The following is a 13,323-nucleotide window of genomic DNA, read 5'->3' on the forward strand; positions in this document are numbered from 1 at the left end:
CGGAGGGGCTGCCCCCGCTTGCCCATTCTGGTTTACCATGGGGCCTGTGATAGTTCCCCCATGGTTGCCATGTCAGAAGAAATCAGTATTGAACGCGCCGGCTTCGTCGAGCGCGCCATCGTTCGCCACCGCGCGGGCCAGTCCACCGATGCCATCGACCGCGTCGCCGAGGAAATCCCCGTGGCGCTGGTCTTCAATGGCATTTCCCACGTCGTCATGATGGCCACCCCGCGCGACCTGGAAGCGTTTGCCTATGGCTTCGCGCTGACGGAAGGCGTGGTCGCTTCGGCCGGCGCCATCTTCGACTGTGAAGTGTTCCTGCGCCCCGATTCCGCCGAAGTGTCCTTGAGCATCGCACAGGAGGATTTCGTGCGCCTGAAGGACCGGCGGCGCCAGCTGACGGGTCGCACGGGCTGCGGCGTGTGCGGCATCGACAGCATCGACATGCTCGACTTGCAGCCCGCGGCGCTGCCGCCATCCCTGATCCAGGTCGACCTGCCGGCCGCGCTGGCGCGTGCGTCGAGCGGCTTGCGCGAACACCAGGCGCTGATGCAGGAAACGGGCGGCGTGCATGCGGCCGCCTGGTGCACGCCCGATGGCGACATCGTGCACGTGTTCGAGGATGTCGGCCGACACAATGGTCTCGACAAGCTCATTGGCCATCTCGCGCTGCACGCTGTCGACATGCGGCGCGGCTTCGTGTTCCTGTCCAGCCGCGGCAGCTACGAGCTGGCGCGCAAGGCGGCGCGCATGCAGATTCCCCTGCTGGCGACGATTTCCGCCCCCAGTTCGCTGGCCATTTCCATCGCCACGCAGGCGCGCATGAAACTGGTGGGCTTCTGCCGCCAGGATGCTTTCGTCGACTACACTCCCGGCATCACGCTGTAAGTTCACCGCCGCAGGGCGTGATGTGCAGGCCATCCTGCTCTTTCATCCTGCCTTCTTGCGTGACGAGTGTGGTAATTTTGCATGATCCCCGCCTGGCATTGACTTGCGTCATGGAAATGACATTCGGCTGTCATTTTCCTGACATATTAGACAAGTACGCTGGAGTCGTCTTGATCACAGGGGATGAAACCATGCAAAACATAGTCGCATCAAACGAAGCCAAGGCCCGGCCGGTTCAACTGGTGCTGAGCCAGGCCACTACCGCGGCCGAATTGCGCGAAGTCCAGCGTTTGCGTTACAAGGTGTTTATCGAGACCATGGGATTGAGCTCGCTGGCGAATGCCGATGGCCTCGACAGCGATGAGTTCGACGCGCATTGCGACCATCTGATCGTGCGCGATGCCGATACCCTGAAAGTGGTGGGCACCTACCGCGTGCTGAGCGCGGCCAAGGCGGCCAAGATCGGCCGGCTGTATGCGGAAAACGAGTTCGACCTGAGCCGCCTGAAAAACCTGCGCGGACGCATGGTCGAAGCGGGCCGCGCCTGCATCCACCCGAAATACCGGGGCGGCAGCGTGATCATGCTGCTGTGGTCGGGGCTGGCCGAGTACATGCGCCGCGAGCGCTGCGACTACCTGGTCGGCTGTGCCAGCATCAGCCTGGCCGATGGCGGGCATAACGCCGTTGCCGTGTACCAGGCGCTGGCGGAAAAGCACATGGCCCCAAGCGAATACCGCGTCACGCCGCACCTGCCTTTCCCCATCCACCAGGTGGAAGCGGCGCACAAGCCGCAGGTGCCGCCGCTGATCAAGGGCTACCTGCGTTCGGGCGCCTGGATTTGCGGCGAACCGGCGTGGGACCCTGATTTCGAAAGCGCCGACATGTTCATGATGATGCCGCTGGCGAATCTGGACGAGCGCTATGCGCGCCATTATGGCGTGGTGCCTGGCTAAGGCTAATGCCGGGGAGTGAGGACTGCAGCTGGCTGGCCAGCGCCTGCACGGCGCTGCCCAAGCCGGTGTCCGCGCTGTCGGGCGGCAGCAGTTCGAGCAGGAAGCGCAGCGGCACGCTGATCGCTTCGGGTTCGCCGATGCTGCCGTGGCGCCGCACGGCGTCGTGGTACAGGGCCAGAAATACGGCGCGCGCGGGGACGCCGGCATCGATGGCGCGGTGTTCGTCCGCGTGGCGCTGGCGTCGTGCAGCAAGTCGCCCAGTTGCGCATCGAGTGCGCGCCAGGCATCGCTGGCGCCATGGGCTTTCAACAGCAGGGCACCCGCCAGCACCTGAAAAATCAGGTCGCTGTCGGCCACGCCGCTGCGCCGCCGCGCTTCTTCCAGCGCGGCCAGGCAGGCATCCGTCATTCCGCGCAGGGCCGGCGCGCCGGAGCTCCCCCCGGCGCCCGCCAGGCGCGCGTGCAGGGTTTCCAGGTCGGCCAGCAGGTGGCCGTGGTAGTGGTGGTCGGGCGCCTGCCAAGGGCGGCTCTGGGTGTTCGGAAAGCGGTAGCGGTCGTCGCCATGCGCCTGGTAGGCGCCCCAGGTGTTCGACGCCGGGAACTGCAGGTGCGCCGCTTCGCGCGCCAGGCGCACGGCGTCGCCGAAGTATTCGCCGCTCAGCATGGCGTGATAAAAGCTGTGCGCGAAGATGCTGGCCGCCTGGTCGCCGATGCGCCAGCCGGCCGCGATGACTGCCTGCGAGCCCATTTCAATGAAGGCCGTGGCCAGGCTGGCGGCCAGTTTCGACCACGGCGCGATGGCGTCCGGGCGCATCTCGCCCAGGTGGCAGCAATTGATGAAGACAAATTGCGGCACGCGTTTGAGCTTGCCCACCTGCGCCGCCGTCAGCCGCGTCTTCGGCCTCAGCACCAGGCCCGTATGGGCGATGCCGTGGCCGGCCACTTCGCCGTGGCCGGCCAGGTGGATGGCGAAATAGCGCCCGACAGCACGTGGGTCTCGCTGTGCCTGCCGGGTGCGGCGGGGCAGTCGCCTGCGTCGGCGGGGGGATCGCGCGTGAGCGTCAGGCGCAGCACGGGCGGCGCAAGAGGGGCGCTGGACATGCGGTTGGGATCACTGCTTAAAAGCTGACCTTGATGCCTGCGGAGACTATGCGTGTTGTGTCAGATCAAGTTTGAGTGGAAATGCTGGCTGGCAGGGGGAATGCGGAGTGAAAGCGGGGATGGCGCTGGAGCGGGTGGGCAGAGAAACGGTCAGCATGGTTTGGGCTGGGTCTCTTCGCTATCGTGCTCGGATGTTGTGCGGTGAGCGAACTACGCGAATTGCATGGCAAAAGTTCTTGGCGCCGGGGACCTGGGTGCCTGGCATGGCATTACAACAGCGGGTAATTCAATGGACTGGCGTGGCGGACAGTTCCTTCAGTTCGCGGATGGTGATGTCCGATTTTTCATGCATGCGCAATAAAATCGTTGCACCGACCGACAGTTTGCCGTGACGAATCTTGCTGATGATGGGGGGCTGGACTTCCAGAACACGGCACAGTTCCGCATCATTTTTCAGGTTCATCTTCTCGATCAGGGTATCGAGCAGCTTATTGGGCACAAAACTCGATGGTTCGAGCGCACGCGCCCGGTTCATCGCTTCAATCATTTCCAGCTTCTTTTGGCGAACGTTCATTTACTCCTCCTTCAGGTTATGCAAGGGACGAGACCACTGTATGTGGTCCCAGCTATAGTTCGTCATCGCAGCAAGGCTCTCCGGGTGACGTGATACCATTCGCGTTACAACATTGATAACCAGGCAAGTGTTTTCAATAATACTACGATAACAAAACTTGTGAAAGATGGTCAGTTAAATTAACTGATTGTTTGATCAATTTGGTCGACGGTTGTTGTATTTTGTAAGCCGTCTTTCGTCAGGATCATGGTTCTGTCCGCCATTTCGGCGGCGGCCAGCGAATGCGTGACCATGATCGCGCAACTGCCGTTGGCCTTGATTTCGGCGCGCAGCAATTGCAGGATGCTGTGCGCCGTATCGGGATCGAGGTTGCCGGTCGGCTCATCGGCCAGCACCAGCGCCGGCTTGTGCACGAGCGCGCGGGCAATGGCCACGCGCTGCATTTCGCCGCCGGACAATTGCTGCGGAAAGTCGCCGCCGCGTCCGCCCAGGCCGACCGCTTCGAGCATGCTGGCGGCACGCTCCTGGGGCAGTCCGTTGAGCAGCAGCGGCAGGGCCACGTTTTGCAGCAGGGTCAGGTGCGGCAAGACGTGGAAGGCCTGGAAGATAAAGCCCATGCGGGCGCGACGCAGCCGGGTGGCGGCGGCGTCATCGAGGCTGGACATGGCTATGCCGTCCACCAGGATAGGGTGCGCTTCGGCACCCGCATCGGGCGTATCGAGGCCGGCGATCAGGTTCAGCAAGGTCGACTTGCCGACGCCCGAGTCACCCATGATGGCGATGAATTCCCCTGCCTTGAAGCGGCAGGAAATGTTGGCCAGCACGGGACGGGCATGGGCATAGGACTTCGACAGATGGCGCAATTCGAGCATGGTGTTAACGGCTATCGTAAAGGGAGGCACGCGGGGGAGAGGGGGGCCTGGGAACTGCAAAGGGGCGCGGATTGTTTGGCCGGCAATGTGTAGTATACGACAGGCTTATCATTTTTGCTGGGCAATACCCATTTTGTGTGCACACTGCTCGTTTGATCTTACGTTACCTGTCGCACGGCTGGCTTGTGCGGATTCCGCTATGATGGAAAAAGTCATCGGAAAAGGTGCCCGCAAACCGCTATGGCAGGGGCGGCGCCCGGTGGCTGACCGCGCAAGCCCTTCGTGAACCTTGATAGACGACGCCAACCCATGACCATGCCACTCGCGCAACCGCAGTCAGATTTGTCTCCCGCCAGCAACGTCCGAGTGGCCAGCGCCACTCCTGCCACGATAGTCGAGATCAGCAGCGGCCTGCTGGCGCGCGAGGCCTGGACCTCGCCCAAGTACCTGTACGACGCGCTGGGCTCGAAACTGTTCGAGGCCATCTGCGCCTTGCCCGAGTACTATCCGACGCGCACCGAGGCGGCCATCTTTGCCCGTCACGGCGCCGAGATCGCGCACGCTGTGGGGCCGGGCAGCACCCTGATCGACCTCGGTGCGGGCAATTGCGCCAAGGCCGCCGGCCTGTTCCCCCTGTTGCACCCGGCCCAGTATGTGGCCGTGGATATTTCCTATGATTTCCTGAGTGAATCGCTGAGCCGGCTGCAGCAGCGCTTTCCGCATATCGAGATGACGGGCCTGGGCCTGGATTTCTCCAGCCGCCTGGACTTGCCCGACAGCGTGCGCGAGGCGCGGCGCTTGTTCTTCTATCCCGGCTCGTCGATCGGCAATTTTGCGCCTGAACAAGCGACCGCCTTTTTGCGCCGCCTGCGCGCGAATGCGGACGGCGATGGCGGCTTGCTGATCGGCGTCGACCTGATCAAGGACGCCGCCATCCTCGACGCCGCCTATGACGATGCGCTGGGCGTCACGGCCGCCTTCAACCTGAACATGCTGCGCCATGTGAACGGCCTGATCGGCGCGGACTTCGACGTGCGTGCCTGGCAGCACCACGGCTTTTTCAACGCCGACGAGCGCCGCGTCGAAATGCACCTGGAAGCGCGCAGCGAACAAGTTGTCCATTGGAAAGGTGGCCAGCGGCGTTTCGCGAAAGGCGAACGCATTCATACAGAAGACAGCTATAAATACACGCGCGCAAGCTTCGTCGGCTTGCTGGAGCAGGCGGGGTTTTCCACCGTACAAGTCTGGACGGACCCGCAGCAGTGGTTTGCCGTCATTTACGCTAGAGTGATCCGGGATTAAGAAGGAAACAGATGCTGATCGATCACTACAACAAGGTGCGCCAGCACTCGCTGCGCCTGGCCGAACCCCTGTCCGACGAGGATTGCTGCGCCCAGTCGATGCCGGACGCCAGTCCCGTGAAATGGCATCTGGCGCACACCACCTGGTTTTTCGAAACGTTTATTCTGGAAAGCATGGAAGCGGCGTTCGCGCCATTCCATCCCGCCTTCCGCGTGCTGTTCAATTCCTACTACAACGGCGTGGGCGAGAAGCATCCGCGCGCCCAGCGTGGCTTGCTGACGCGCCCCGGCATGGCGCAAGTGCGCGCCTACCGGATCGATGTCGATACGCGCATCGCCCGCCTGCTCGCGGGCGAGCTGGCGCGGCCCGAGCGCGAACGCCTGACCATGCTGCTGGCGCTGGGCCTCGAACACGAGCAGCAGCACCAGGAGTTGCTGTTGACGGACGTGAAACACCTGCTGGCGCAGAGCGCGCTGTTTCCCGCTTACATGGACAGTGCGCCGGACAGCGCAGTGGCGCCAGCGCAAGAACACGCGCAGCCCACGGCCTGGCTCGCGTTTGACGGCGGCCTGGCGCAGATCGGCCATGCGGGCGACGGTTTTTGCTTCGACAATGAATTGCCGCGCCATCCGCAATATGTGGCGCCGTTCGAGCTGGCCACTGCGCTGGTGACGAATGGCGAATTTCTCGCCTTCATCGAGGCGGGCGGCTACCGCTCGGCGCACCTGTGGCTGGCCGAAGGCTGGGACTGGGTGCGCAGCGCGCAACTGGCATGTCCGTTGTACTGGCAGTGCGATGACGCCGGGCACTGGCAGGAATTCACGCTATTTGGCTTGCGCCCGCTCGACCTGCAGGCGCCAGCCACGCATTTGTCCCTGTTCGAGGCAGATGCCTATGCGCACTGGGCTGGCGCGCGCCTGCCGACGGAAGCGGAATGGGAAGTGGCGGCGCAAGGCATCGCCGTGGAAGTGGGGCAGCTGCATCCGGCCGCTGGTAGGCCGGGAGCGGGACTGATGCAAATGTTTGGCCACTGCTGGCAGTGGACCAGCAGCAGCTATGCGCCGTATCCCGGCTACCGCACGGCGCCCGGGGCGTTGGGCGAGTACAACGGCAAGTTCATGCTGAACCAGTATGTGCTGCGCGGCTCGTCGTGCGCCACGCCGGCCGGCCATGCGCGCGCCAGCTACCGCAATTTCTTTCCGGCTGGTGCGCGCTGGCAGTTTTCCGGCATCCGCCTGGCGCGCCAGGTGGAATAGCTGAACTAGTTCAAGCGCGGGGTGGAGCTTGGCGCAGGGCGGGGCGGCGCCTTGGCGACGGCGTTCTGTTCCAGCTTGAACTGGCTGACGAGGGTTTCCAGTTCGCCCGCCTGTTCGTGCATGGCTGCCGCCGCTGCGGCCGCTTCCTCGACCAGGGCCGCATTCTGCTGCGTCGTCTGGTCCATCTGCATGATGGCGGCATTGATCTGCTCGATGCCTTCGCTTTGCTCGTGGTTGGCGACGCTGATTTCACCGACGATGGCGCTGACCCGGCCCACGCTGGCCACCACTTCATCCATCGTGGCGCCCGCCTGGCTGACCAGCTGCGCGCCCTGTCCCACGCGGTTGACGGAGTCGGCAATGAGTTCCTTGATTTCCTTGGCCGCCGCCGCCGAGCGCTGCGCCAGGTTGCGCACTTCGGTGGCCACCACGGCAAAGCCGCGTCCCTGTTCGCCGGCACGCGCCGCTTCCACGGCCGCGTTCAGGGCCAGGATATTCGTCTGAAAGGCGATGCCGTCGATGACGGCGATGATGTCGACAATCTTGCGCGAGGAGGCATTGATGGCATCCATGGTGCCGATCACTTCCGCCATGGCCGTGCCGCCGCGCTGGGCGATGGCGGATGCCGAGCGTGCCAGGCTGTCCGCCTGGCGCGCATTGTCGCTGTTGCTGCGCACGGTGCTCGTCAGTTCGATCATCGACGAGGCCGTTTCTTCCAGCGCGCTGGCCTGCGCTTCCGTGCGGGCCGACAGGTCGGCATTGCCGCTTGCAATCTGGCTCGACGCCACGGCGATGGTGCCGGTGCCGCCACGTACTTGCCCCACGATGCTGGCCAGGCTGGTATTCATGTCGCGCAGCGCCTGCAGCAGCTGGCCCGTTTCATCCTTGCCGTCGGCCACGATTTTACTGCTCAGGTCTCCTGCGGCCACGGCTTGCGCTACGCGCAGGGCATACGCGATGGGCGTGGTGATCGAGCGCGTGACCCACCAGGCAAAGAGCACGCCCAGCAGCAGGGCGGCCGTGCCCAGGCTGGCCATCAGCATATTGGCTGCTGTAATATTGTGCTGGATTTGCTGGCCGCCATGCACGACCACTGCGCGCTGCAGCTCGTTCAGCTGGTTCACCGTCTTTTGCAAGCGGTTCAAGGCGGGCAAGGTATCGTCGCGCACATGCACGGCCGCTTCCGCGCGTTGTCCCGCCATCAGCAGCTTGTCGGCCTGGCTGAACGAGACGACATAGGCCTTGCGCTGCTGCTTCAGGGTAGCCAGCAGTTCCTTGCCTTCAGGCAGCACGACGAGACGGTCGAGCACGACCAGCGCATCGCTGATGGTGGCCTTGTTGGCGTCGATTTCGCCGTGGATGGCGTTGGCGCGCGCGGGATCTTCATGGATGAACAGTTCCAGAACGAGCGCCGCGTTCGAACGCGTGGTGCTGCGGATGGTGGCGATGGCGTCGGCCTTGGCCCAGTCTTTCTCGATGATGGACTCGCTGAGCCCGCCGATCTTGTCCAGGCGCAACAATCCCGTGCCCACCAGTACTGCCATCAGCAGCAGCACCACGCCAAAACCGGCGCCCAGGCGCACGCCTATCTTCATATCCGTCAATTTCATACTCATTCCCTCGGTAGCTAAAATCTTGTCCCCGGTGGTCTTATTATGAAACGATTATACGGTGCGTGATACTTCTTTTGCAGCAACAATTGCTTAAGGGAAATGAAAAAGCGGCACGGCGATCAAGCCGTACCGCTTTTTTTACCTATGAGGGATGCCAGGGCCGCGCTCAGGCGGCGCTGGCCGCCACGTCGGCCGCTGTTGTTTTTTCGGCTTCCGTCTGTCCGATGCGGCGGTTCACTGCCGACAGCACGGCCTTGAACGAGGCGGTGACGATATTGCTGTCGATGGCGGCGCCGAACAGGGTCGGGCCATTATCGAGGCGCAATTCCACGTAGCACGCCGCTTGCGCGTTGGCGCCCGAGCCGATCGAGTGTTCATGGTAATCCATCAGCTTGATATCGAGACCGAGCGCATTGACGAAGGCGTCGATGGGGCCGTTGCCGCCGCCTTGCAGGGCCAATGGCGTCTGGCGGTGCGACAGGCTGATGTCGATCTGCACGGATTCATCGCTGCTGGTGTCTTCCACCATGCGGTGCGCAGCGTAGGCGTACGGCGCTGTCTGCTGCAGGTATTCCTTCTGGAAGATGTCGTGGATATCCTGCGCGGCGATTTCGCGGCCCGTGGCGTCGGCCACGGCTTGCACGGCGCGCGAGAATTCGATCTGCAGGCGGCGCGGCAAGACCAGGCCGTATTCCTGTTCCAGCAAATACGCCATGCCGCCCTTGCCGGACTGGCTGTTGACGCGGATCACGGCATCGTAGCTGCGGCCCAGGTCGGCCGGGTCGATCGGCAAGTACGGCACTTCCCAGATGCTGTCCGGTTGCTGCTTGGCAAAACCTTTTTTGATGGCATCCTGGTGCGAGCCGGAGAAGGCCGTGAAGACCAGGTCGCCCGCATACGGGTGGCGCGGGTGGACGGGCAACTGGTTGCACTCTTCCACGCACTTGCGCACGGTATCGATGTCGGAGAAATCCAGGCCCGGGTGTACGCCCTGCGTGTACAAATTCATCGCCAACGTCACCAGGTCGACGTTGCCGGTGCGCTCGCCATTACCGAACAAACAGCCTTCCACGCGGTCGGCGCCCGCCATCACGGCCAGCTCGGCCGACGCGACGGCCGTGCCGCGGTCGTTATGCGGGTGCACGCTGATGATGATGGAATCGCGGCGCGCCAGCTTGCGCGACATCCATTCGATCTGGTCCGCATACACGTTGGGCGTGCTGCATTCCACGGTCGATGGCAGGTTGATGATCATCTTGTTGGCCGGCGTCGGCTTCCAGATGGCGCTGACGGCGTCGCAGATATGCTTGGAGAAATCGAGTTCCGTGGTGGAAAACGATTCCGGCGTGTATTCAAAGCCCCATTCCGTTTCCGGATGCTGCGCCACCAGCTGTTTGACCAGGGTGGTGCCGGTGGTGGCGATATTCGTGATTTCTTCGCGCGACATGCCGAACACCACCTTGCGGAACACGGGCGCGACGGAGTTGTACAGGTGCACGATGGCGCGCTTGGCGCCGACCACCGATTCGACCGTGCGGCGTATCAATTCTTCGCGCGACTGGGTCAGCACGATGATGGTGACGTCGTCCGGGATGCGGCCTTCATCCACGAGTTTACGCACGAAGTCGAAATCCGTCTGCGATGCCGATGGGAAACCCACTTCGATTTCCTTCAGGCCGATGGCGATCAGCATCTCGAAGAAGCGCAGCTTCTTTTCCGCGCTCATCGGCTCGATCAAGGACTGGTTACCGTCGCGCAAGTCGGTGCTCATCCAGATAGGCGGTTTGCTGATGATCTGATTCGGCCATTGACGGTCGGTCAATTTGACGGGAGGAAAAGCGCGGTATTTGGAAGCTGGGTTTTGCAACATCATGATCGGGTACTCCTGAAGATAGGGGGGAAATCAATGGTTGTGGCGCAAGCTTGCCGGGCGGCCACGCAACACTAGGCCAGGCAAGCGGTCGGTAGTTTTAGCAGGCAAAGCAGGGCAACGGCGCCAGCGGTGGCGGTCGCGTCAGAAGTTACGGGTGTAGCGGGGGATGGTGCAAACATCATCAAACCTTCCAGGGTTTTTGAAACACGCCGGCGTGTGGCCAGGCGAAGCAATGCGGCAAACTTATGCGCTTGCTAGCAGTAGTCGCGATAGCGACAGCAGGGAAGGGGAGGAATGTTTGAAGGAGGACATGTACTTAATGTAAGGGAAGTTGGGCTGGGCTGTCAAGCGTTTCCGTTTTACCGCTTATTTACAAGTAATGCACGTGCGCCGCCAGGGCCGGCATTTCCTGCGCCATGCGCGCCAGGATGCGCTGCAGCAAGGCCGCATCGCCGGGCAGGCGTGCGGCGAAGGTTTGCCAGCCGCGCAGTTCCAGCTGTTGCGGCATGTCCACCAGGCCCGTGATGGCATCCCAGAAGGCATCCCAGTTCATGCCATACATGGAAGGAAAGGCCAGCGCGGCTGCCAGGCTGGCATGCAGTTGGCGTGGCGAGTTGATCTCGCTCAAGTCGATAGTCACCAGAGCTGGCCTGTTCACAATATGCCTTTGAGCAGGTTCTGCAGGTTTTCGCGCATGCCGCCCACCACGGTCGCGTGTTGCTCCAGAATGGCGGGCGCATGCTTGAACGGTGCCGGATCGAGGTACAGGTGCGGCAAGTCGGCCACGGCCACGCCGCGTGGACCGCCGCGCAGGATCTCGTCCACATGCTGGTTGATCGAGTTGACGGCCGCCTGGATGCGTGGCGTCGCTGACGCGGCCAGGCAGGCGGCCAGCGCGGCATCCAGGTCGGCGCGCGCGGGCGCTTGCGGCAGCACGGGGGCGGCGATCTGTTCCAGCGGCGACATGTTGACGGCGGGTTTTCGGTAGGCGTACAGGGTGTCGAGCGCCATCAGCCGGTGCGCGCCGCCGCGCTGCAGCCAGTCAAGGATGCGCGGCCAGGGCGTGCCCAGCAGCGCTGCCGCCACGCCCCATGCTCCTGCCACAGGCGAGCCGACATTCGCGTCGATCCAGTCGATGGCGGCCGGGTTGCCCGTGTAGGCCAGCAGGATGGCGTTCGACGAGCGCAGGGCGGGCGCCTGGGCGGCCAGCACGCAAGTCAGCCAGGCGAGGGCGCCGTCGCCGGGGTGGCTGGCCAGCTGCTGTGAAAAAGGGGCGCTCAGGGCGCGGCTGTCGGCAAATTGATGTTCTGACATAGCGGGAGCAAGTAACAAACCAGGCGCCAGTCTAGCAGCCGTGTGGTGGTAGAGTCAGCCCGCACGAACCTTGTCACCGCAAACATTTAAGACTGCCTTCAGTGCCAGCGGCCCCGCTTGCGCTACAATCGGCTCTCCTTTATTGCCACTGCCGCGCGCGGTTTCCCCTCTCCACCATGTTCCCTAAACGCCTGACCCTGCTTGCCCTGGCCGCCTTTGCGCTGGCCGGCTGCGATACCACCGCCCCGAAACCGATACAAGTATTGACGCCACCGGAACCCATCGTCGTCACGCCGCGCAAGATCAAGATCGGTCTGGCGCTGGGTGGTGGCGCGGCGCGCGGCTTCGCGCACATAGGCGTGATCAAGGCGCTCGAATCGCAGGGCATCCACGCCGACATCGTCACCGGCACCAGCGCTGGCAGCGTGGTGGGCGCCCTGTATGCGGCAGGCAACTCCGGCTTTGCCCTGCAAAAGATGGCCTTCGACATGGACGAGGCGGCCATTTCGGACTGGGCCTTGCCCCTGTTCGGCAAGTCGTCCGGCGTGCTCAAGGGCGAAGCGCTGCAAAGCTATGTCAACAAGGCTGTCGGCGGCGTGCCGCTGGAAAAGCTGAAGATTCCGTTTGGCGTGGTGGCGACCGATTTGAAAAATGGCCAGCCGATCCTGTTCCAACGTGGCAACACCGGCATGGCTGTGCGCGCCTCGTCGGCCGTGCCGGGCGTGTTCCAGCCCGTGACGATCGCCGGCCACACCTATGTCGATGGTGGCCTGGTCGCTCCCGTGCCCGTGCGCTTTGCGCGCGACATGGGCGCCGATTTCATCATCGCCGTGAATATCTCGTCGCAAACGGATACGCAAAAGGCCATCAGTTCGATGGAAGTGCTGATGCAGACCTTCGCCATCATGGGCCAGCGCATCAACCAGTTCGAACTGAAGGATGCGGACGTGGTGATCCAGCCCAGTCTGGGCACCATGAAAGGCAACGATTTCAACAGCCGCAACCAGGCCATCCTGGCGGGCGAGCAGGCGACGTTTGCCGTGATGGCGCAGCTCAAGCAAAAGCCGAAAGCCAAGCGCGAGCAGTAAGCGTTCAGGAAGCGATCGCGCCGCTGCGCATTTCGTATACAATTTTGATTCAACATAACAAGGACGCACCATGCAATCGAAACCGATTTTGACCCTGGACGACGTAAAGAAAATCGCTGCCGCCGCCGAAGCGGAAGCGGTCAAGAATAACTGGGCGGTCGCGATCGCCATCGTCGATGATGGCGGCCATCTGCTGTGGCTGCAGCGCATGGACGGCGTGGCGCCGATCTCGTCGCACATCGCTCCATCGAAAGCCAAGACGGCCGCACTGGGCCGCCGCGAATCGCGCATCTACGAAGAGATGATCAATGGCGGCCGCGTATCGTTCCTGAGCGCGCCGGAAATCGACGGCTTGCTCGAAGGCGGCGTGCCCATCGTGTTTGACGGTCACTACGTGGGCGCCGTCGGCGTCTCGGGCGTGAAGTCGGCGGAAGATGCGCAAATCGCCAAAGCGGGTATTGCTGCTTTGACGGCCTAAGTAGTCGCCGCA

The 13,323-nt window shown here is 63.0% G+C and carries 12 protein-coding genes and 1 pseudogene; 6 read left to right on the forward strand and 7 right to left on the reverse strand.

Features of this window, described 5'->3' with window-relative positions; genetic code table 11:
* Positions 1–60 precede the first annotated feature (60 nt).
* A complete protein-coding gene (fdhD, locus tag FJQ89_RS00960) occupies positions 61–888 on the forward strand; it encodes a formate dehydrogenase accessory sulfurtransferase FdhD (protein WP_141168678.1) in 828 nt (275 codons plus the stop codon).
* A 191-nt stretch (positions 889–1,079) separates the two neighbouring features.
* On the forward strand, positions 1,080–1,841 hold the full coding sequence (locus tag FJQ89_RS00965) for a GNAT family N-acetyltransferase (RefSeq protein ID WP_071077956.1): 762 nt from the start codon (positions 1,080–1,082) through the stop codon (positions 1,839–1,841).
* A gap of 618 nt (positions 1,842–2,459) precedes the next feature.
* On the opposite strand, the pseudogene FJQ89_RS28670 reads toward FJQ89_RS00965, so the two are convergent.
* The 3 genes and pseudogenes from FJQ89_RS28670 to FJQ89_RS00985 form a co-directional block, all read right to left on the reverse strand.
* A pseudogene (locus FJQ89_RS28670) lies at positions 2,460–2,867 on the reverse strand (CHAT domain-containing protein); the annotation flags it as partial.
* Between the two features lie 360 nt (positions 2,868–3,227).
* The gene (locus FJQ89_RS00980) at positions 3,228–3,515 is read right to left on the reverse strand and encodes a hypothetical protein (RefSeq protein ID WP_034786045.1); all 288 of its coding nucleotides are present in this window, start codon (positions 3,513–3,515) and stop codon (positions 3,228–3,230) included.
* A gap of 179 nt (positions 3,516–3,694) precedes the next feature.
* Positions 3,695–4,387: an ABC transporter ATP-binding protein gene (locus FJQ89_RS00985; protein ID WP_141168680.1), complete on the reverse strand. Its 693-nt coding sequence runs from the start codon at positions 4,385–4,387 to the stop codon at positions 3,695–3,697.
* Between the two features lie 309 nt (positions 4,388–4,696).
* On the opposite strand from FJQ89_RS00985, the gene egtD reads away from it, so the two are divergent.
* The gene (gene egtD / locus FJQ89_RS00990; protein WP_141168681.1) at positions 4,697–5,689 is read left to right on the forward strand and encodes an L-histidine N(alpha)-methyltransferase; all 993 of its coding nucleotides are present in this window, start codon (positions 4,697–4,699) and stop codon (positions 5,687–5,689) included.
* An 11-nt stretch (positions 5,690–5,700) separates the two neighbouring features.
* Entirely contained in the window at positions 5,701–6,945 is a 1,245-nt protein-coding gene (gene egtB, locus FJQ89_RS00995; protein ID WP_141168682.1) for an ergothioneine biosynthesis protein EgtB, read from the forward strand.
* Positions 6,946–6,950: 5 nt separating this feature from the next.
* On the opposite strand, the gene FJQ89_RS01000 is transcribed toward egtB, so the two are convergent.
* From FJQ89_RS01000 to FJQ89_RS01015, 4 genes are all read right to left on the reverse strand, one after another.
* Positions 6,951–8,555 carry a methyl-accepting chemotaxis protein gene (locus FJQ89_RS01000; protein WP_168208317.1) on the reverse strand — a complete coding sequence of 535 codons (1,605 nt, stop codon included), beginning with the start codon at positions 8,553–8,555 and terminating at the stop codon, positions 6,951–6,953.
* Between the two features lie 169 nt (positions 8,556–8,724).
* A complete protein-coding gene (leuA, locus tag FJQ89_RS01005; protein WP_141168683.1) occupies positions 8,725–10,431 on the reverse strand; it encodes a 2-isopropylmalate synthase in 1,707 nt (568 codons plus the stop codon).
* Positions 10,432–10,801: 370 nt separating this feature from the next.
* Positions 10,802–11,071, reverse strand: a complete 270-nt coding sequence (locus FJQ89_RS01010; protein ID WP_243136336.1) for a barstar family protein — start codon at positions 11,069–11,071, stop codon at positions 10,802–10,804.
* 14 nt (positions 11,072–11,085) lie between these two features.
* A complete protein-coding gene (locus FJQ89_RS01015) occupies positions 11,086–11,745 on the reverse strand; it encodes a hypothetical protein (protein ID WP_141168685.1) in 660 nt (219 codons plus the stop codon).
* Positions 11,746–11,921: 176 nt separating this feature from the next.
* On the opposite strand from FJQ89_RS01015, the gene FJQ89_RS01020 reads away from it, so the two are divergent.
* Together FJQ89_RS01020 and FJQ89_RS01025 are read left to right on the forward strand one after the other, a co-directional pair.
* Positions 11,922–12,833, forward strand: coding sequence for a patatin-like phospholipase family protein (locus FJQ89_RS01020; protein ID WP_141168686.1), 912 nt, complete (start codon positions 11,922–11,924; stop codon positions 12,831–12,833).
* A gap of 70 nt (positions 12,834–12,903) precedes the next feature.
* A complete protein-coding gene (locus FJQ89_RS01025) occupies positions 12,904–13,311 on the forward strand; it encodes a GlcG/HbpS family heme-binding protein (RefSeq protein ID WP_102123312.1) in 408 nt (135 codons plus the stop codon).
* Positions 13,312–13,323: the final 12 nt, after the last annotated feature.

Source organism: Janthinobacterium tructae (assembly GCF_006517255.1).
GTDB classification, from domain to species: Bacteria; Pseudomonadota; Gammaproteobacteria; order Burkholderiales; family Burkholderiaceae_D; genus Janthinobacterium; species Janthinobacterium tructae.